General features: G+C 39.8%; 20 protein-coding genes. 5 read left to right on the forward strand and 15 right to left on the reverse strand.

Features of this window, described 5'->3' with window-relative positions; all coding sequences use genetic code 11:
- Positions 1–73: 73 nt before the first annotated feature.
- The 10 genes from FN809_RS08300 to FN809_RS08345 all read right to left on the reverse strand — a co-directional run bounded on the left by FN809_RS08300 (position 74) and on the right by FN809_RS08345 (position 9806).
- Positions 74–778 (reverse strand): phosphoadenylyl-sulfate reductase, encoded by a 705-nt coding sequence (locus tag FN809_RS08300; RefSeq protein WP_142533033.1) that lies wholly within the window; start codon positions 776–778, stop codon positions 74–76.
- 235 nt (positions 779–1013) lie between these two features.
- Positions 1014–2177: a transporter substrate-binding domain-containing protein gene (locus FN809_RS08305; protein WP_221929389.1), complete on the reverse strand. Its 1164-nt coding sequence runs from the start codon at positions 2175–2177 to the stop codon at positions 1014–1016.
- A gap of 698 nt (positions 2178–2875) precedes the next feature.
- The gene (locus FN809_RS08310) at positions 2876–4066 is read right to left on the reverse strand and encodes a DUF438 domain-containing protein (RefSeq protein WP_142533034.1); all 1191 of its coding nucleotides are present in this window, start codon (positions 4064–4066) and stop codon (positions 2876–2878) included.
- Positions 4067–4074: 8 nt separating this feature from the next.
- The gene (locus tag FN809_RS08315) at positions 4075–4593 is read right to left on the reverse strand and encodes a DUF1858 domain-containing protein (protein WP_185957500.1); all 519 of its coding nucleotides are present in this window, start codon (positions 4591–4593) and stop codon (positions 4075–4077) included.
- 1 nt (position 4594) lies between these two features.
- Positions 4595–5839 (reverse strand): DUF438 domain-containing protein, encoded by a 1245-nt coding sequence (locus FN809_RS08320; protein WP_142533036.1) that lies wholly within the window; start codon positions 5837–5839, stop codon positions 4595–4597.
- A gap of 430 nt (positions 5840–6269) precedes the next feature.
- The gene (locus FN809_RS08325; RefSeq protein ID WP_142533037.1) at positions 6270–7070 is read right to left on the reverse strand and encodes a M48 family metallopeptidase; all 801 of its coding nucleotides are present in this window, start codon (positions 7068–7070) and stop codon (positions 6270–6272) included.
- Positions 7067–7504 (reverse strand): DUF4870 domain-containing protein, encoded by a 438-nt coding sequence (locus FN809_RS08330; protein WP_142533038.1) that lies wholly within the window; start codon positions 7502–7504, stop codon positions 7067–7069. The genes FN809_RS08325 and FN809_RS08330 overlap by 4 nt, the downstream gene beginning before the upstream one ends.
- Positions 7501–7911 carry a DUF2752 domain-containing protein gene (locus FN809_RS18185; RefSeq protein WP_142533039.1) on the reverse strand — a complete coding sequence of 137 codons (411 nt, stop codon included), beginning with the start codon at positions 7909–7911 and terminating at the stop codon, positions 7501–7503. Before FN809_RS18185 ends, FN809_RS08330 begins: the two co-directional genes overlap by 4 nt.
- A 4-nt stretch (positions 7912–7915) precedes the next feature.
- The gene (locus FN809_RS08340; protein WP_142533040.1) at positions 7916–8254 is read right to left on the reverse strand and encodes a TM2 domain-containing protein; all 339 of its coding nucleotides are present in this window, start codon (positions 8252–8254) and stop codon (positions 7916–7918) included.
- A gap of 196 nt (positions 8255–8450) precedes the next feature.
- Positions 8451–9806 (reverse strand): UDP-N-acetylmuramate--L-alanine ligase, encoded by a 1356-nt coding sequence (locus FN809_RS08345; protein WP_142533041.1) that lies wholly within the window; start codon positions 9804–9806, stop codon positions 8451–8453.
- Between the two features lie 49 nt (positions 9807–9855).
- Between FN809_RS08345 and FN809_RS08350 the strand changes: the two genes are divergently transcribed.
- The 4 genes from FN809_RS08350 to FN809_RS08365 all read left to right on the forward strand — a co-directional run bounded on the left by FN809_RS08350 (position 9856) and on the right by FN809_RS08365 (position 13404).
- Positions 9856–10920, forward strand: coding sequence for a DUF3810 domain-containing protein (locus FN809_RS08350; RefSeq protein ID WP_185957501.1), 1065 nt, complete (start codon positions 9856–9858; stop codon positions 10918–10920).
- A gap of 322 nt (positions 10921–11242) precedes the next feature.
- Entirely contained in the window at positions 11243–12031 is a 789-nt protein-coding gene (locus FN809_RS08355; protein WP_142533043.1) for an HAD family hydrolase, read from the forward strand.
- Between the two features lie 101 nt (positions 12032–12132).
- Positions 12133–12696, forward strand: coding sequence for a 30S ribosomal protein S16 (locus FN809_RS08360; RefSeq protein WP_142533044.1), 564 nt, complete (start codon positions 12133–12135; stop codon positions 12694–12696).
- A gap of 159 nt (positions 12697–12855) precedes the next feature.
- The gene (locus FN809_RS08365) at positions 12856–13404 is read left to right on the forward strand and encodes a ribosome maturation factor RimM (protein ID WP_185957502.1); all 549 of its coding nucleotides are present in this window, start codon (positions 12856–12858) and stop codon (positions 13402–13404) included.
- A gap of 23 nt (positions 13405–13427) precedes the next feature.
- Here FN809_RS08365 and FN809_RS08370 read toward each other — a convergent pair whose 3' ends face one another.
- The 4 genes from FN809_RS08370 to FN809_RS08385 form a co-directional block, all read right to left on the reverse strand.
- Positions 13428–13772: a DMT family transporter gene (locus FN809_RS08370; RefSeq protein WP_246095539.1), complete on the reverse strand. Its 345-nt coding sequence runs from the start codon at positions 13770–13772 to the stop codon at positions 13428–13430.
- A gap of 45 nt (positions 13773–13817) precedes the next feature.
- On the reverse strand, positions 13818–14216 hold the full coding sequence (locus FN809_RS08375; protein ID WP_142533046.1) for an HIT family protein: 399 nt from the start codon (positions 14214–14216) through the stop codon (positions 13818–13820).
- A gap of 10 nt (positions 14217–14226) precedes the next feature.
- The gene (gene greA / locus FN809_RS08380) at positions 14227–14700 is read right to left on the reverse strand and encodes a transcription elongation factor GreA (RefSeq protein WP_142533047.1); all 474 of its coding nucleotides are present in this window, start codon (positions 14698–14700) and stop codon (positions 14227–14229) included.
- Between the two features lie 117 nt (positions 14701–14817).
- On the reverse strand, positions 14818–15240 hold the full coding sequence (locus FN809_RS08385) for a hypothetical protein (RefSeq protein WP_142533048.1): 423 nt from the start codon (positions 15238–15240) through the stop codon (positions 14818–14820).
- Positions 15241–15505: 265 nt separating this feature from the next.
- Here FN809_RS08385 and FN809_RS08390 point away from each other — a divergent pair, with 265 nt between their 5' ends.
- Positions 15506–15940: a Rieske (2Fe-2S) protein gene (locus FN809_RS08390; protein WP_142533049.1), complete on the forward strand. Its 435-nt coding sequence runs from the start codon at positions 15506–15508 to the stop codon at positions 15938–15940.
- A 122-nt stretch (positions 15941–16062) separates the two neighbouring features.
- Here the strand turns inward: FN809_RS08390 and FN809_RS08395 are convergent, their stop codons facing one another.
- Positions 16063–18870: a M16 family metallopeptidase gene (locus FN809_RS08395; protein WP_185957503.1), complete on the reverse strand. Its 2808-nt coding sequence runs from the start codon at positions 18868–18870 to the stop codon at positions 16063–16065.
- Between the last annotated feature and the right edge of the window lie 161 nt (positions 18871–19031).

Raw genomic sequence — 19031 nt, forward strand, 5'->3', positions numbered from 1 at the left:
ATAAGGCTAAGCTTTTTCTGTAGGAAACTGCCAGATCCTTACAAAGATGTTACGTTATAAATAATTTATCGGCCTATTTTTTGTGCAGGCCACACTCTTTTGTATCGGGATTTTCCCAATACCAGCGTCCAGCCCTTACATCTTCGCCCGGCAAAATAGCCCGGGTGCAGGGTTGGCAACCAATGCTAGGGTAGCCTTTGTCGTGCAGCGGATTGTACGGAATACCTTTATCTTTGATGTAATCCCAGACTTCTTTCTCGCTCCAATGGGCCAGTGGGTTAATTTTTACTATGTTGTTGTTCTCGTCCCACTCCACCACCTGGATGTTGGTGCGTGTAACAGACTGATCGGCTCGCAGCCCGCATATCCATGCTTCTAATCCTTCAAAGGCTCTTTTTAAAGGCTCTATTTTACGAATGTGGCAGCATTCCTTGCGATTTTCAATGCTGTCGTAAAAAAGATTGATCCCTTTTGCACGAACCATATGTTGCACGGCTTCGGCTTTTGGGAAATATACCTTTAGGTTGGTTTTGTACTTTTTAGAGGTGCGATCTATCAGCTCATAGGTCTCCGGAAACAGTCGCCCCGTATCGAGGGTGAAAATATGAGCATGGTCCGTTACTGAGGTAAACATTTGTGTAAGTACCTGATCTTCGGCACCCAGGCTCGATGCCAGCGCAATTTTATCGCCGTACCTATCTGCAAAATGCTTTATCACTTCCACGGGGTGGGCATCGTTAAAACGCTTATTTAGTTCTGAAATTTCTTCTTTTGTCATTGTATTTTAAAAGCTTAAAAAGGCATTTGTTAATTTTTCAAAAATAACAACAATCGGGTAAAATTAATTTATTATGCTTTAATTAACCTAAGTTTAACACCGGGATGTTGCATTATTAGCATTTGTGTTAACAAAATCGTTTTAAAACAAGGTACAAATTTAATCAATTAAATTCGTTTAAAGGCTATTACAAGATAAACTGTTGGGTAGCCAAAAGGTTATATGTAGATAGCTGTTATTCATCTTTATCTAAATAATAATTGATAATCCTCTCGGTTTCCTGTCCTTCGGCAAGTTCTAACAAAGCACGGTTTACATCGTACACCAGAGCCGTGTTTAATGGGAATGCGAAGCCGTAGCCCTGCTTATAATATTCGGCTTTAGCGATGTATAAATCCTCGTCGGGGTTATTTTTCAGATAATATAACAATTGAGGGCGGTCGTAAACAACCGCATCCACCTTTTTGCTTTTTAATAGCGATACCGCTTCATCTAAACTGTTTACCTCATGTAATTGGGCTTTGTGTTCATTTAAAAACCGTGCGGATGGCGAAGCAGAAATAGTTGCCGCCGCACGTTGCGACAACTGTTCCACGTTTGTAACCGTTGAAGTGCTTAGGGAGGAGAGTGTTAAGGTACTTGCGATACCTGCTACCATAGAAGTGGCGAAAATAATGGATATAATCATCCAACTGCCCGCTATAATACGCCCCGATACGGTTATGGGTGCCTTATCTCCATAGCCGGTGGTACTCATTGTTACAATAGCCAGCCACATGCCGGTGCCGATACCATTAATGGGATCTTTGGGAAACTGTTCAGGTGATTTTTTGCGTTCGGCCAACCATAGCAAACAACCTACAATAGCCAGAATAATTAAAAAAACAGCAACGGCCATCAGCAACTTAATGCTAAACAGGGGTTTTACCTTTTCCCATAGGTTGGGCTTGTCGGAACGCGACAATATGGACAAGCTTGAGTTGTAGAAAGGTTGTGAAAAGCTCATGTTTTGTAGCCTTTTCGAAGTAATGCTTATAGGGCCCACTACCAAATCAATGCTGCCAGCGCTTAGCGCATTCATTGCCTCCTCCACATTATCATAGTACTGGTATTTGTAACCCCAGTCTTTTTTTACGGCGATGTGTTCCCATATTTCGATGGCAATTCCTTTAGTGGAAGCATTTTTACTGAACACAAAAGGTGCACTGCCGGCAATGCCCACCTGCAAGGTATCGGGGGGCATTATCGAGGCTTTTGTTTGCCCAGGCAGTTGCGTGGTGCCCATTAATAAAACAAATACAATATAAACGAAAAGCTGAGCGCTTATTTTTTTGGATGTATTAATAACTTTCATACTAAACACTGCTGAAAATTCGCCTAAGTTCATGTTGTTTTTCATTATTTAGTTGATGATTTACACTGTTTTAACTGTCAATTTGTTCTGAATAGTTTGAATACTGTTTTCCAATTTCTTGTTGTGGCACCAACTTTTAATTGTTTTTCAATAAAGTTATTGGTCAATTTTGATTCGTGCTATTTGCACCAACCAAATATAAATACGTCTTTACCCACAATTTTGAATTGATCGGGTGCATAGTGGTAAGATAAAGTATTTTCTTCGTTTTATTTGGCCGGCCAATAGGATTTTGCGTTTACCACCAGCATTTATTCCTCTTGAAACTGCAATTTTTCGGTTCATATAAAGTATTCTGTTTTAAATACTGCTATAGCCTGGTGTATTGTATTGATTATTTTAAAACACTATTTAATAGGGTTATGGCAGTGTTTATTATGTGCTGCCTCCATTACTAATTGTTTTTAAGTCTTTATAAATAACTGTCTCCGCACCAGAAGCAGAAGTGCTCTTAAGTCTAAAGAGCAGCAAGCCATCCGGTAGCTTGCAATACCTACTTACGATAAGGTGGCTTTGTTTGAGGAGCAATATGCAAAGTTCCCCTTTACCGGTAACCAGAAAAAAATTTAAATACGGATAAAAGTGTTGGCTTGTACCTGAGGGTTCGGTTATGCGTAGTGTATGTTTACAGGGCATGTCATTTTCAAACCGCACGGTGCGTAGCATAAATTTAATAGTGCTACTTACCAATCCAATAATCTTTTTTCTCCTTCCAATGCTTTAATGTCTGATATTTCCTGAGATACTTCAATTACACCTTTATATTCTCCGCTTTTATCACGAACAGCGAAATACTGAATTAAAATATATTCGCCTCGCATTTTAATCCAAAAATCGGCTTGGTCTTTTTCTTTATTTCTAAACGATTGTACTATTTGCTCTACCACATGCACACTTTCAGGCGGGTGACAGTTGTTTACTTCACGTCCGATAATGGCAGCTGTCCGGGGAAATATACGTTTGGGAGGAGTTGAAAAATAGCAGACCTTATTGTTCTCATCAACAAAAGTTATATCCACGGGAAGGTGATTGAATATTAGTTTTATTTGTTCTATACTAACCTTGCCGGTTCCCAGATTCACCAGATTGCCATCGAATTCTGTTTCTACTGTATTTTCCTCTTTTAAATTGGGTTGAACATAAGGGTAGCCGAGTTTAAATCCCTCCCGATTCATTTTCTCTAATTGACTTTCGCTAATTGTTGAGAGTATATAAGGAAATAGAATGCATTCTTCTCTAAATTTAATAGCATACATATTAAAGAAAATATCGCCTACGCATTTATTGAATGTTTTCAAGTTGATATTCTCTTCCTGTACCTGGTTGATTACGGATTTAATATTTCTGCGAATATCATCATGAAACGACCACATTATCTGCAAGCAACGATAATCGGGCCATGTTTCTTCAATGATGGGGAACAAAACATTTTCCTTAATGGTGTAGTGTTTTGAAAAAACTTCGAGTTGGGTAAAAAGTTCTTTGAGTTGTTCTTTCAAAACAGAATGATCTGTGTTTTTCACAAATTCTTTGAAAACCGGGCGGATTTTTTTCAATACCAATTCCATTTCGTGGTTGTTTTGTTCCAACACAGCTAGAAATGAATCAGGCTTAGGTTTAAGCCTTACAAAATCGCGAATTGGAACGTGGAAAATATTCAGTACTTTATTTGTTAGCACTTTAATATCTTCCATATTGTATCCTTCTTTTATTAGCTCATCGAAAAGTGTAATAAAATCAGTTGGAATAACTGTAGGAATAAAATCCTTGTTTTCAATTATAAAAGAATGAGCATTTCCAGTTTCCAAAATAAGTTTAGAAACCTCAAGTAACTTTTTGAGTCTTGTTTGCTTTGTATGAGTGAATTCCGACATGTTTTATGCTATATTTTAAAAAACACCCAAAATTCTTCCTCTCCCTTTTTATCTAACCAGTGCTTATAATTTAAACTAAGTGATTTATCAATTAAGGGCGCCGGAATAAATGGAGCAATTACTTTGAGTATTTTATTGTTTTCAAGTTTATTTACTGCTGAAAGCACTTCATGTACTGGTTGTTCTCCGGCATTCAGTATTTCCCGAATATCGATTATTTCCGCAACGTTGCTGTTTTTAAACCAATCCGGCTGTTCTGTTACATAATGGCCATGCTCTACCACAATGCTATCCGTTGTTTTCTGCCCCACCTCAGTGCGTAAGGTATTAATCAGGTCTTCAACTTTTACGCCCCCAATAGTCGCTGCTTGGGAAAGACTGGTTATTTTAGCCACCGTTTTTCTTAATACAGGGTTTCTGAGCTTTTTGAATGGTGGTGCAGCGGCTATTAGAACATCTTCGAGCTGCGGATACGCCTCAAGCAAATCGAATATTTTTGTTTTGGGTGTTATAATCAATTTAATCATGTTATTGGTCCTTTGGTTCACCATAAGATAAAATTCGCTGTTCTCCTTCTAATGCCCTGTTTTCTGTTAAGTCTTGAGAGTATTCCAACGTTCCCAGGTATTCTCCATTTTCATCTCGCAGGGCAAAGTATTCTATCTTAATAAATTTGCCTTTCATCTGAATCCAGAATGGTGCATGTGAGGCTTTGCCTGATTTAAAATCGTCTACAATTTTTTCAACAATATGGGTACTGCCCGGAGGATGACACAAGCGTACATCTCGGTTTATGATTGAACGGCTACGGGCAAAAATTCGCTCTTTACCCTGAGTGAAATATTTAACCTTATCATCTTTATCTACAAAGGTCATGTCGGCTGGAATCGTATTAAGGATAGCCATTATCTCTTTTGCGGTAAAACTACCCGAAGGTAACTTAATGTTACCGTCTCCCGATATATTTGTTTCCGTACTTGCTTCGGTCATGCCTTCCGGTTTCCAATCTACCTGAGGGTCGTATAAGGTAAATCCAAATTCAAGTGTTTGTTTATGAATGTTGTACCAATCTTCAACCGTTAACAAATCCATGGCCATCGGGAAAAGAATTTCCTCTTCTTTCTGCACCATATCTATTAATCCTTGAACAGCAGGATAAAATACCAGTTCGAGAGAATCCTCTAAATCATCTGCTGTTAATTCGGGTGCTTTAAGAATCTGGATGCATCCTTTTAATTGTTCTCTTATTTCATCGTGCTTTCCCCACATTACTTTAGGCGGGCCGGTAATCTCGTTTTTTTCAAGATACGGGAATAGCAGATATTCTTTACGTTGATAGTGCTTATCCACATCCATGAGTTCATTAAATAAGCCTTGTAAAGCATAAATGTATTTTTCAAACTCGTCGTTTTCAACCTGACCAAGCGCCTGAAGCAAGCCTTTTGCTTTTTGTGCAACCTTCTTTAATTCAATATTTTCTTTTATAAAAACATCAACAGGATGGCCTTCGGGAATATCTTTAGCGCCACTCAAATCAACATTTCCTTCGAGCACAGCACCGTGAATATCACATAATTTAAGGACCTCTGATTCAGGTAGTCCTTCGTGAATAAGTTCTTGCTCCACTTCTACTACTTCTCCGTAAGGAATATTCTTTAAAGATTCAATAAGCTCCTTTCGAACTTCGTCAGCGGATTGGCCATCGTGCAGTTTTAAAATAAGCTCTTTAAGCTTTTCCTTTCTATATCTTGAGTTATTAATAAGTTCGCTCATACCGGATAGTAATTAATTCCTGCCTATTGGCAAAAAGGTTTATAATAATTTAGCTGTGTTTTGGGATTTTCTGTTTTATAGCTGCTTGAAATCATATCTAGTTCTTTTAAGTTTCTTCATAGTAACAATTAGTAAAATATAATGTTTTACTACAATTACAGGCGCAAACAGCTAAGGTGTAATTTTTTGTAACATACAGTGGTGTTTTGATTTTTGTATTTAAAAAACAGCCTGATAAGCATTAACTATTATCCCATATCCTTGTTTAGTAACCAGCTCTACTAGCATAGCTGTATCTTTTGTAAGTTATGGTTTCCGGTTTTTAAACTTCCTTTCTGCCGGTGCTTGTATTTGGCTTTTCTTATCTATCCACTAATTACGGCGTACTTATTTCTATGGCCAAAAATAATTCGTATCCCCTGGGTTATTATTAGGGTTGGGATAAAATATCCCTCAATTTTATCCAGGTGCCTGCCGTGAGTACGGGTTCGTATTTTGTGGGCTGGTTTTTAATATTGTCGATAATATATCCAGCTCTTTGTTTTGAATCCGGATGGGTGCTTATCCACGACTGGTACTTCATTGCTGCAAATTCGTTATCGGAAAGTTTATACAGGAAATTAGCGAAAGGTTCCGGGTTTATTTTTGCATTAATCAGATAATCAATGGCTTTGATGTCAGCTTCTTTTTCTAAACTTCTGTCAAAAGCGGATGATGAAAGGAGCTTTGCGGTTTCTTTCATAATTTCAGCACCACCTTTCCCCATTGTCATGGATACTAATGCTGAAAGTCCAACTTCCTTCACCAGTTTTTTCATCACATGATTAAGTTGGATGTGCGCTATTTCATGACAGATTACTCCACCTAATTGATCTTGATTGTCCGCAGCCAGAATTAAGCCACTGTAAATTAACAGATGTCCATTGGGTAATGCAAAGGCATTGATTTCATCTGAACGAAGTAAGTGTACTTTAATCGATTCTCTATCTATGTAGTTGTCTCTGCAAATTGTATTTACAATACTATCGATGGCATGGTTTACGAAGGGATTATCTATTTCGGCCCCTGTTTTTTTGAATAACTCCAAATAAAGTTCTCCCAGCTTTTCTTCCGTTTTATCCGTTGTTTTTTGAACTTCCAAAACAGACATCCAATCAACTTGAGCCAACACAAACCAAGTTGAAAAAAACAATAATATTATTGCTAAGCATTGTAGAACTATCTTTCTCATGATTTTGGATTACAGATTAGGTTACTCAGGTTTCCATAAAACCACCATTCTATATGGACACCTTTTCTGGTTTGAATTGCTGTATATATGGTTGCAATAAATTCAGCCAGATTGAAAAGTAAAGCTGCAATAAGGTACGCAATGTAATTGTTGGTTACGGCCTGAGAAGTAAAAATTATTGATACGGTCCACCAAAATGCGTAACTGTTTATAAATAGTACCGATACCTGAGAGAGTAAAGCCTGTGTGCAATGCCAACGGACAAAATAAGTTCCTTTCCTGTTGGCTAAATAAAAGATGAAGGTTGCAATGAGGTTTATAATTGGCAAAGGTAAACCCGCAATTAAAGCAATCAGGGACATTAGGTAGCTGTTTGAAGCTTTTTCAGTTTCATGCTCTCCCGGTTCATATTGGAATTTTCTTACATTTATCATAGTCCTTTAGTAATATTCCATATCCAATTTATTATCACGAGTATTACGAGTGGTATTGCAAATTGGGGTTTTTTTATGATTTGCTCAAATTTTTGATAGCAATCAAATAATGATTTTCTTTTGGTAATAATGTCTAAAGTAATCCATAGGGGAACTATAAGCATTATAAGTGTGATGAATAAACCGAACGGATTTATAAGTAGCGATTTAATGAAATCCCCATTGATCAGAGAAAATACAGACCTTGTTGAACCGCAGGAAGGGCAGGGTATATTTGTTATATGTTTCCAAAGACATACTTCAACAGAATTTATTTCGTTTATGCCTTTCTGTATGCCCAGGTAGAGCCAAATATACCCTGATATGCAGGCGGTAAGTATAATTCCGTATAGCTTATTCCTGCTCAAAACATTAATATAAAGCTTGTCTAAGTTTAGCTATATTTTTTTCTCTGGTAGCACCCATAATTATGAACCAGTCAATTATAGCCCAAATACCAAAGCCGCCACAAGTTAAAAGCTTACCGATTCCAAGTCCTGTGTCTCCAATCATAAAGCGGTCGATGCCCAAACTTCCGCCGAGCAATGAAACAATAAGGCTTGTTGTAGGGTCTTTGAATTGCAATGTTTGAATCAGGCTCCATTTAGAGTCGTCTAACTGAAGAAGTTGCTCTCTAATTTGAATAACCTCATGGCTTTCAAAGTATTTGCCATTTGTCATGATAAACATGTCCACCTTCTGTGCTTCCATATTGAAATGTACTTTAATAAATAATCCCTACTCGTTTGGCTTTTCAGTTTCGCCCCGTTTTTTCAAATGGTGTCGACTCCATTTTATTTTAAAAGATAAACCTAACATATTCTATTAAAAAGTCACTAAAAAATTTGATAAATTTGGGATTAGGGTCTAAAATATCTTTTGGGAAGACATCGGGATGGTTTCCATCTTAAAACAGTCCCTTGGCAAACTCCTTAAAATCGATACCCGAAAAATTGCCCGAGCTCATCAGTAATAAGTTACTGTTTTCCCAATTCAGCGAATGGAGCGTTTGTTGTAATTTATCGGTATCTGAAAAAACAGTCACATTATCGGTACCGAAAGCTACCCGCACCATCTCCTCGTTAATGGGTGGAAGCTTTTTATGGGCCACCACTTTGGGATTGAAATACACGTAGGCCATGTCTGCCTCTTGCATGCTGTTTTTATAATGGGGCAAAAAGTCCTTGTTTAAGCTGCTAAAAGTGTGCAGCTCCATACAGGCCACCAGTTTCCTATGGGGATACTGCTGTTTTACCGCTTTAACCGTAGCTTCGAGTTTGGAGGGCGAATGGGCAAAATCTAAAAACACCGCAGCGCTTTCTTCGCTCCGCAATGTTTGCAGGCGTTTGGCAGCCCCTTTAAAGGAGGATATGCACTTAAAAAAGGTATCGTCGGCAATACCAAGCTCAGCGCAAAGCAAACGGGCTCCGTTTAAATTCTGCAAGTTATGGGGACCAAATACAGATAAAGTATAGTTATTACCATTAAAAGTAACGGTTGATTTTCCGTTGGTGAGCGCACAGGGCAACTCATCGTAGGCCAGGCTTTTAATATCGGGGCGTAGATGATCCGCTATTTTTTGCAGTTCCGGATCCATCAAGTACCATATAAGAGTTGCATCCGAAGCCAGTGTATCGGCAAACAATGTAAATTGCTCCACATAGTTTTCCCAGGTAGGAAAAACATTAATATGATCCCAGGCCACACCGGTGAGTAGGGCCACATGTGGCTTGTACCAATGGAATTTGGGTCGTAGGTCGATAGGAGAAGAGAGGTATTCATCACCTTCAAATATTGCTATGGGCGCATCATGCGAAAGCTGCACCATGGTATCAAAACCCTCTATCTGTGCACCTACCATGTAGTCGAACTTGTGGCCGAGCTCCTTAAGTACGTGCATTACCATAGAGGTAATGGTTGTTTTGCCGTGACTGCCGCCAATGACCACCCGTTTTTTTTCTTTGCATTGCTCGTACAAATACTCAGGATAAGAGTATACTTTTAAGTTCAGTTCCTGCGCTCGTATAAGCTCGGGGTTATCTTTTCGGGCGTGCATCCCTAAAATAATAACATCAATGCTGCTGTTTATCTGTTCCGGAAACCAGCCAAAGGCTTTGGGTAACAAACCATGCGTTTGCAAGCGACTGCGCGAGGGATCGAATATTTCGTCGTCGGAACCGGTAACTCTATATCCTTTTTTATGCAGAGCGATGGCCAAATTGTGCATGGCTGCGCCTCCTATGGCAATAAAATGTATGTTCATGTATTATCGTTATCTTTGCTTAAACCACGAAAATAATAATAATTACCTAATGCGAATAAAGTCATCCGTTTTAAAATCTTCCATACTGTTTATATTTTTTCTACTGACCTTGTTAATGCAGCTCATATTTAAATGCAATGCATTGCTCACCGAAAAGTTTTATTCTACCGGATTATATCCATACATTGCCAAAGTATTGTCCTCGGCATCGGTGCGCGTGCCTTTTTCGTTGGGCGATGCGTTTTATGTATCGCTGATTTTGCTCTTACTTGCAGGCTTGGTTCTCCTGGCACTTCGGAAGATAGGCTTTGGCAGGTTTTTGATTCGGGTTTTACAAACTATTGCACTGGTATATGTTTTGTTCTACTGGCTTTGGGGCTTTAATTATTACCGTCAATCGGCACACCAAAGGTTACATTTGAACAAGAGCCCGACCAACGATTCCATTTTTATCCGCAATTTTATTTATGTAATTGAGCAAACCAACTATTATTATTCGCCCCAAACTCAATTTAAACCCGCTATCACCGATGCGTTGATTGAGGCTTCGTATAAAAGTAAATCGGCATATTTGGGTTATGAATATCCTATGGGCAGGAACAGGACAAAACGTATTACCTTTAGCGATTTTTTTGCCAAGGCTACTATTCTGGGTTATTATGGCCCCTTTTTTAACGAAACGCATGTGAATAAACACCTTACTGCATGGGACATACCGGTGGTTACGGCTCACGAAAAATCGCACCGACTTGGGATAACAAGCGAAGCAGAAGCAGGCTTTTACGGATGGCTCATTTGTGTTAATAGCAAGGATGATTTTATTAGCTATGCAGGCTGGTTGTATGTGTTGGACTATTTCATCTATCAATCGCGTGGCATAAAAAACAGAAAAGAGTTAATAGCGAAAATAAGACCGGAAGTGTTGGGCGATATGAGCGTGCGAAATGCACATTGGCGCTCGTGGCGCAACGAAAAAATTGATGACGTTACCACCAAAGTCAATGATGCTTATCTGAAATCGAACAATATTCAAAAAGGAATTGACGACTATAACGACGTGGTACAATTGATAATAGATTTCTTAGAAGGAGAGCAATCAGCCGAGAGTGGCTAAATATGTGCATAATGCGGCGAACGTAAAACTGAGAGAGAGCCGCTGTGCATAATGATAAGAGCCAAAAGCAGAGGGCGAATAGCATAAAGACGATAAGGTAGGGTTTGAAACCTTGGAGTACGACCCGGTGCACCGTTTAAATTGGGCTTCGGGTGAAAAAGGTGGTACGGTTAAGGGATAACAGCGCCGAACTGCTAGTATTTATAGACCTGACCATTTCGGTTGGCGGAATGGATTAAACGAAAAATGGAGTTAGTAAACGTAATGATTGGATTAAGTGATAATTGAATTAAAGGATTAAGGATAACTAAAAATAAATAACATGATAAAATTAATTGTAACAGATATGGATGGCACCTTGTTAAATTCTAATAAGGAATTGTCGCCAAAATTTGAAAGCATATATAAACAACTGCGTGACAAGGGTATTCGTTTTGCCGTAGCCAGCGGACGACCGCATTACAGCCTGCGTCCACAATTTGAACATTTTACGCACGACATTATTTTTATTGGCGACAACGGTGCCTATATCGGCACCCAACCAGAGCCACTTATATCCGGCAGCTTTACTAATAGCGAAATGGATGAAATAATAAACACCTACCGTAAAATAGCTGGTGTTGACGCTGTTATTTGTACGCCCCATAAGCCCTACACCGAATCGGATGATGCTGATTTTATAAAAAAGGCCAAAAAATATTATCCGAATATCGAGATGGTAGATGAAGCCAAAAAAATTAATGAGCAAGTGCTAAAAGTGGCCATTTGTGATTCACTCACCTGGCAAGAAAATAGTGGCAAAATATGGAATCGTTTCGAGGAAAAGCATGTAGTGGCGCCATCGAGCAATGTATGGATAGATTTGATGCCTTTAGGGGTTAATAAGGGTGCTGCGGTTGCGCACATACAGCAATTATTGGGCGTAAAAAAAGAGGAGACCATGGTGTTTGGCGATTTTCATAATGATATTGAGATGTTACAAATGGCCAGCCACAGTTATGCCATGGAAAATGCACACGAAGATGTTAAAAATGTGGCCCAATTTATTGCGCCAAGTAACGATTCCAACGGAGTGATACAAGTAATAGAGGAAGTGGTATTAAAGCATTAATTTTTAATGGAAAGCATAGTTTCTTTTTAAAAATAATATTTATCTTTGCACCCGCAAAACAGAGCTTTTGCAACATTTGTAAATCAAATAAAATTTAAAACATGCCAGTAAAAATTAGACTAGCAAGACACGGTCGTAAAAGAAACGCTTTCTACCACATTGTGGTTGCAGACAGCAGAGCGCCACGTGATGGCAAGTACATTGAGCGTATCGGATCGTACAATCCCAACACCAACCCTGCAACTATCGATTTAAACTTCGATAAGGCTTTAACCTGGTTAGGTAACGGAGCGCAACCTACTGATACCGCAAGGGCTATTTTGTCGTACAAGGGGGTAATGATGAAAAAGCACCTTTTAGAAGGTGTTAAAAAAGGTGCCTTTGACGAGGCCGAGGCGGATAAGAGATTTCAAGCCTGGTTGACGGAAAAGGAAGCCAAAATTCAAGCAAAAATTGACGGCTTGGCCGGTAAAGATGCCGAGCAAAGCAAAGAGCAGCTTGAACGTGAAGCGAAAGTTAATGCCGAAAGAGCAGAGGCTATCGCCAAAAGAAAGTCAGATTTGGCCGCAGAAGCCGAAGCAGCCCAAAAGGCGAAGGAAGCACCTGCAGCCGAGGCACAGGATGAGCAAGGTGAAGCACCTGCCGAAGAGCCTTCTGCCGAATAAGACAGCTTGCAGAAGCATCTTAAACAATATAAGAAAACCCTCATTACACAATGGGGGTTTTTTTATGCGTAGTAACTTGCTGTAATGCGCCGGTTTTTTACGCAGCATATTGCAGCTGAGATACTATTTCTCTATTTTTACCCTACCAATATAAATGGCATGATACAAAAAGAAGACACAACACAAATTGGTTTTATCCAAAAAACCCATGGCGTAAAAGGTGAGCTTACCTTGCTATTAATAGAAGGGATAAACAGTGAGGAGCTGGATATGGATTTTCTGTTTTTGGATATAGACAAGGGGCTGGTTCCGTTTTATGTAGAAAGTTATCGGGTAAAGGGCACAAAAAGTATATTGGTTAAACTGGAAGGCGTGGACAGTGAGAGCAGAGCAGGTGATTTGTGTGGCACTGCTGTGTATGTAGGTAAACAGCAGCTTGAAGCGCTGGATGAAATGCCGGATGTGGGCTATGTGGGGTACAGGGTGTACGATAAAAAAAAGGGATGTATTGGCTCGATAAGGGCAGTAGTTGAAATTGTTAATAACCCTTTGTTTGCGCTTGATTTTGAAAACAAAGAAATTCTATTCCCCATTCACCCCGATTTTATTATTGCTTCCGATGATACGGAAAAAACCCTGCATGTGGATTTGCCGGAGGGTTTAATAGATATTTATTTGGAAGAGCCTGATGATGAGGAATTAGGATGATCTTTTGTGCGAAGGAAGAATTATCAACTCTCGCTTACCACCTGCAAGCCTACTACAGATATTACCAAAGTAGAGAGAAAGAAAATACGCCAAAAGGTCACCGGCTCTTTAAATAAAAATATACCCGCCACAACGGTTCCAATGGCACCAATGGCGCCCCATACCGCATAGGCCGTTCCTACGGGAATGGCCTTTTCGCCTCCCATAGCCTTGTAAAGTAAAAACATGCTTATACTAACAGAAACAGCAAAAGCAGCGAGCCACATCCACGACTCCTTGCCTGATGTGTGCTGTGCTTTACCCATGCTGATGGCGAATCCCGTTTCGAAGAGACCGCCTACGATTAGTAATATCCAGTTAATACTCATGGTGATTGCTGTGATTGAACCAAAAACACTTTGCTACACTTAAGGCTATAGCTCCAGGTTAAACTTAATTTTGCTGGCAATAGCCTCAAACTGTTCGGGCGTAAACTTAAGTTTTGGATTTGAAAAGTTAACGTCGCCCTCATCTTTTAAGGGCACCAGATGAATATGGGCATGGGGTACTTCCAAACCTAGTACTACCACTCCCACACGTTTGCATTGGATGGATTTGTCGAGGGCTAATGCTATTTTTTTGGCAAAAAGATGCAGGTCGCACAAGGTTTTATCATCCAAATCAAAAATGTAATCTACTTCCTTTTTGGGAATAACCAGGGTGTGTCCCTCCTGCAGCGGGTTGATATCTAAAAATGCAAAGAAGCGGTCGTCCTCAGCAATTTTATAACAAGGAATATCTCCTTTTACTATTTTCGAAAATAGGGTTGCCATACGCTTTCCTTTAGATAGATATTTCTACTATTTCAAAGGTCATAACACCTGAGGGCACGGTTATATCCACTGTGTCGCCTACTTTTTTCCCTAATAAACCTTTGGCTATGGGTGTTGAGATGGAGAGTTTACCTTCCTTTAGGTTGGCTTCGCTCTCGGGAACCAGGGTATAGGTCATCTCGGCATTGTTTTTCAGGTTTTTTATTTTAACCTTATTTAACAATTGTACTTTTGAGGTGTCAATCCTCGATTCGTCGATAATCCGGGAATTAGCCAATATGTTTTTTATTTTGGAAATTTTCATCTCCAATAATCCTTGCGCTTCTTTAGCTGCATCATACTCTGCATTCTCCGACAAATCGCCTTTGTCTCTGGCCTCTGCTATTTGAGCCGAGATGCTGGGTCTTTCTACTGACTCCAGTTGATGGAGCTCTGCTTTTAATTTTTTCAGCCCTTCTTCGGTAAGATAACTTACGTTTGACATTTGCCTTCCTCCTTTATGTATTGCTTTATGAATTACTATATAAAAAAATAAAGAATCCCGGAATCCGAAACTCTTTGCTGCAAAGATATAAAATAAGTACTGAATTAGAAATAGGGACTAAAATTCCGGTCGTTTTAATAGTTCAGAATAAATTACCGCTGCGCGCAAATCAAAATCCTTTATATATCCGCCGGTGCTTTCCTCCTCTTCCAGCTCAATTGTCTTTTTTATATCGCTTGTGCGTTTAATACGTGAAAAACTCTGCTCCATTTGCTTTTTCTTTTCTTCCATCGAATTATCCAACACCCTTTCTTTGAGTGGCTGGTCCGGGTACATGGCAGCAGGCTGAACCACTGTGGCACGTGTGCCGGGGGCTCCCTCTATAGTTCTGTCGTCCGGTTCAAAGCCTTCACCGTCTTCATCTTCTTCAAAAATAGGCGGGGTAGCTTCCTTGGCTTTTTGTGCGTTCTTTTTAATAAAACTATAGAAAACCGCAATTATGGCAAATACAATATAGAGTAAATCTCCTAAATTTTCCATTTTTATTTTTTATTTAAACAATAAAGTTATAAAAATTTCTGTTGGTTTAGCATGGGCATGGTCTTTTTTTATTCAGACCCTTCACAGCAGTAGTTTTTTAATAAATTTGTAAAGTTATTTAAGCTGATATGCATGAAACTTGCGCCCGAACGGTTGGGGCAGGCTAGGGGGAGTTTTACTCATTTAACCTGAGCCGTCCTACAGTAGGGAAATAACCATGGTGGCGAGTTTCATTTGGCATGTTTACAAACTATATTTTATACATATGAAAAATAAATTGTTGATTATTTCTATCCTTTCTTTATTCCTATTAGTGTCGTGCACAGATACCGAAGAAATTATACCTACGCGACGCTTTAATGCGCAAATTGAGGGTATAGACACAGATCCACGGTATAATCAGGAAAATCCGTTTATAATACGAAGAGATTCGTACGGCAATCTTATCGGGAACGCCGGCGTGGTTATTTATAAACTACCCCCTGATTTTTATTTTGTTTTTGATTTAATGTGCCCCTACGAAAAAAATTTTGGTAGCCTTATCGAAATTGAAGATGATATTTTTGGTGTTTGTCCTACGTGTGGCTCAAAGTATTTCCTTGCCACCGAAGCTGGTGAAAAACAAGAAGGCCCTTCGGATTGGCCGCTCTACAAGTATAAATCACAAATACTAAACGGCACGCTGCATATATGGAATTAGCGCTACAATTGTTTATGCAGTCAGCAATAATTTTTCATAAAACCAAAAAGCTCCGAACAAAAAATTCGGAGCTTTTTGGTTTTTGATCGCCACAGGCTTGTTAGTACCGCTACACAACTTAACTATTCTACCTGTGCAGGGTTCATCACCACTTCAATCGAATCGTAGTTTTTGAATAGCTTCCGGGCAAATTTTTTCACTTCTTTAGCGCTTATGTCGTTTATCATTTTGTTGTAGTCTTCGGTGCTTACAACAGGTTCGTCGTTAATTAGTGAACCCCTAATTACGCTTAGCCAAAAACTATTCTGATCTTCCGCTTCTTCACGATTTTTCAAATAGTTTTTCTTTATCTCGTTCAAGTCGTTAAGGATAGGCCCGTTTTTGGCCAGCTTAACTATTTCCTGTTTCATTATCTCGCTCAAACGCTCCCTTTTTTCGGGGTCGGTATCAAAACTCATGGCGATGGAAGCACGCTCATATGGACGTTTTGAAATGGATGGACGTACGCTAACCCCGTAACTGCCACCTTCTTCTTCGCGGATGGTTTCCAGGTATCTTTTGCTCAACAGGTCGGCTATTACCCTTACATAGGTTCTGGTTTTCAGGTTGTACTCCACATCGTTATACAAGGAATAATAAACCGTTGATTTTGGAACTTCCATTTCGCGCTCAATAACCCTTGCACTGGCTCCTGGAGCCGGTTTAATTTTATGGTTTACCCATGTTTCTGTTCGTTCCGAAGCGCTTAAGTTGCCAATGTATTTTTTTATCAGTGGCATATCTCTTTCCAACTCGATATTACCCACAAATATAAAGGTGAAATCACTGGCATCCTGAAAACGATCTTTGTAAATAGCTACTGCCTTATCGTAATCCAACTGGTTTACAAAGTCTTCGTTAAAAAGCAGATTTCGCGGGTTGTAATTAGTGCGCAGCACACTAATGGTATCACTAAAAGCTCTGTTGTTATCCGTTTTTATATATACCAGGCGGTTTTTCAAAGAGCCTACGAGTGTTTCGTACGAATCTTTCTCAAAACGGGGTTCTTGAAATTTAAGATAGAGCAACTGTAGCATCGTTTCAAAATCTTTTGGCGATGCCGACCCTCTAAAACCCTCGCTCACATCACCCAAAGTGGCGGACACATTGGCAATTTTTCCACTAAGTTTTTTCTTAAGCTGCGTAGCATCAAAGGTGCCAGCACCCGACATAGCGGCAATGTTGGTTACCAAATTACCCGTTGCCAGTTCATCTTCCTCTAACAAGGACATTCCGCCAAAGCTGTGTGCACTGAACAGTATTTCATCCTTGCTTAATTCTGTTGGTAAAATAACCACCTGAGCCCCATTCTCCAGTTTATACATCATAGCATCTGTTCCATCTACCGGCTTTTCTTCGATCACTGCTTTTTCTGTCAGCTCTTGTGCAACCAAAGGACTGTCGTCAGCATCATCGTGATAAGGTTCCAATTTTGTCATCAGCACGGTTTCTACCGCTGCCATCAACTCGTCTTTGGTAGGATAGGTAATTTCATCTTTATCGGGACCCGAAATGGTGATCACACTATTTGGCACGTTTCCAAAATCGCCAAAGAGCGCGTGCACCTCGTTGAGGGTGATGGCAGGGATTGTTTTTTTGGCAAATTCCAGCTCCCATTCAATAGATGGCAACGGACTTGCTTTAAGAAAATGATCGCCCAATTGCTTGGCCCAGGTGTCATTTTTAATTTTCTCGCGATCTTCGTAATAGGTTTCGTAACTGCGTAGTAACTCCGTTTTGGTACGTTCCAATTCCGACTCATTAAAACCGAATCTGCGTGCCCTTTCAAGCTCTGTTACCATCAGTGCAAAAGCTTCTTTTTCTTTATTCTCCTTGGGGTTGATACTTAAATAAGCCGCATCTTTGGTACGGGCAAGTGTAAAATGACCTACGCCCATGCTCAAGGCGGGGCAATCGGGTTTACGGGTGAGCTCACTCAAACGATTGCTCATCATCATACGGAACATACGTTGCGCCATGCCTGTGCGCATGTAAGCTTCGTTATGCTCGGCAACCGGATTGTTGCGAAAAATCCAGTTTATACCAACTCCCTGCGCTTCTTTGTCTTTAGCTACCACAAACCCCATTTCTTCGGAATCTTCAATGGGGTAGTAAACCCTTTCGGCAGGATTTTCTTTCGCCGGTATTTTTGAGAATAGTGTTTTTACTTTTTGCTCTACCTTTTCCGTATCTACATCCCCAACTACCACTACGGCTTGCAAATCAGGACGATACCATTTGTCGTAGTAATCTCTTAATTCCTGATGATCAAAGTTATTGATGATATCCAGCGAACCAATTACATCACGCTCGGCATACTTTGAATTATTATAAACATAAGGCATGGTTTGTTTCATCAAGCGGAAACCGGAATTTCTCCGGGTACGCCATTCCTCGCGTATAACACCTCTTTCTGCTTCAATTTCATCACCTTCTAACAATAAACCGCCCGACCAATCGTGCAGCACCAACAAGGCAGAGTCTAACAAACCTTCGCGGATGGTGGGTATATTGCTCAAATTATACACTGTTTCGTCCTGAGAAGTATATGCATTGATATCCCTGCCAAATTTAACGCCATTTGCTTCGAGATATTTAAGCATGCTTTTACCAGGATAATGCTCCAAACCGTTAAAAGCCATGTGCTCCAGAAAGTGTGCCAGTCCATTTTGCGAATCTTCCTCAAGGATGGCACCAACATTTTGCACAAAGTAAATACTTGCTCTTTCTTTGGGCTCCTGATTTTTCATGATATAGTAGGTCATGCCGTTGGATAACTTTCCATGCTTGACCTCGGGATTTAACGGAATACTTGTTGAATTTTGGGCTTTTAGCCATACGCCTGGCAGCAATAGAGCAGCTACCAATAATGCTGTTATGTATTTGTTCATTGTACGCATTTTATATTTATACTAAGAATTCTTTCTGTATGATTATCCGAAAAAACGCCAGCCTTTTGAAAGGCAAGGGGCAGTCTTTGATATGCGATACCTGCTACTTGCATCCTACTATTTTTCTGACTTTTACGGATGAGATTTGTACTTTGTCGTTA

This window comes from Saccharicrinis carchari, assembly GCF_900182605.1.
GTDB lineage: Bacteria > Bacteroidota > Bacteroidia > Bacteroidales > Marinilabiliaceae > Saccharicrinis > Saccharicrinis carchari.

Excerpts from the sequence above, each read along its gene's own strand:
- FN809_RS08300 (WP_142533033.1), bottom strand. The coding sequence starts at position 778 with ATGACAAAAGAAGAAATTTCAGAACTAAATAAGCGTTTTAACGATGCC.
- FN809_RS08305 (WP_221929389.1), bottom strand. The coding sequence starts at position 2,177 with ATGAAAAACAACATGAACTTAGGCGAATTTTCAGCAGTGTTTAGTATG.
- FN809_RS08310 (WP_142533034.1), bottom strand. The coding sequence starts at position 4,066 with ATGTCGGAATTCACTCATACAAAGCAAACAAGACTCAAAAAGTTACTT.
- FN809_RS08315 (WP_185957500.1), bottom strand. The coding sequence starts at position 4,593 with ATGATTAAATTGATTATAACACCCAAAACAAAAATATTCGATTTGCTT.
- FN809_RS08320 (WP_142533036.1), bottom strand. The coding sequence starts at position 5,839 with ATGAGCGAACTTATTAATAACTCAAGATATAGAAAGGAAAAGCTTAAA.
- FN809_RS08325 (WP_142533037.1), bottom strand. The coding sequence starts at position 7,070 with ATGAGAAAGATAGTTCTACAATGCTTAGCAATAATATTATTGTTTTTT.
- FN809_RS08330 (WP_142533038.1), bottom strand. The coding sequence starts at position 7,504 with ATGATAAATGTAAGAAAATTCCAATATGAACCGGGAGAGCATGAAACT.
- FN809_RS08340 (WP_142533040.1), bottom strand. The coding sequence starts at position 8,254 with ATGGAAGCACAGAAGGTGGACATGTTTATCATGACAAATGGCAAATAC.
- FN809_RS08345 (WP_142533041.1), bottom strand. The coding sequence starts at position 9,806 with ATGAACATACATTTTATTGCCATAGGAGGCGCAGCCATGCACAATTTG.
- FN809_RS08350 (WP_185957501.1), top strand. The coding sequence starts at position 9,856 with ATGCGAATAAAGTCATCCGTTTTAAAATCTTCCATACTGTTTATATTT.
- FN809_RS08355 (WP_142533043.1), top strand. The coding sequence starts at position 11,243 with ATGATAAAATTAATTGTAACAGATATGGATGGCACCTTGTTAAATTCT.
- FN809_RS08360 (WP_142533044.1), top strand. The coding sequence starts at position 12,133 with ATGCCAGTAAAAATTAGACTAGCAAGACACGGTCGTAAAAGAAACGCT.
- FN809_RS08365 (WP_185957502.1), top strand. The coding sequence starts at position 12,856 with ATGATACAAAAAGAAGACACAACACAAATTGGTTTTATCCAAAAAACC.
- FN809_RS08370 (WP_246095539.1), bottom strand. The coding sequence starts at position 13,772 with ATGAGTATTAACTGGATATTACTAATCGTAGGCGGTCTCTTCGAAACG.
- FN809_RS08375 (WP_142533046.1), bottom strand. The coding sequence starts at position 14,216 with ATGGCAACCCTATTTTCGAAAATAGTAAAAGGAGATATTCCTTGTTAT.
- greA (WP_142533047.1), bottom strand. The coding sequence starts at position 14,700 with ATGTCAAACGTAAGTTATCTTACCGAAGAAGGGCTGAAAAAATTAAAA.
- FN809_RS08385 (WP_142533048.1), bottom strand. The coding sequence starts at position 15,240 with ATGGAAAATTTAGGAGATTTACTCTATATTGTATTTGCCATAATTGCG.
- FN809_RS08390 (WP_142533049.1), top strand. The coding sequence starts at position 15,506 with ATGAAAAATAAATTGTTGATTATTTCTATCCTTTCTTTATTCCTATTA.
- FN809_RS08395 (WP_185957503.1), bottom strand. The coding sequence starts at position 18,870 with ATGAACAAATACATAACAGCATTATTGGTAGCTGCTCTATTGCTGCCA.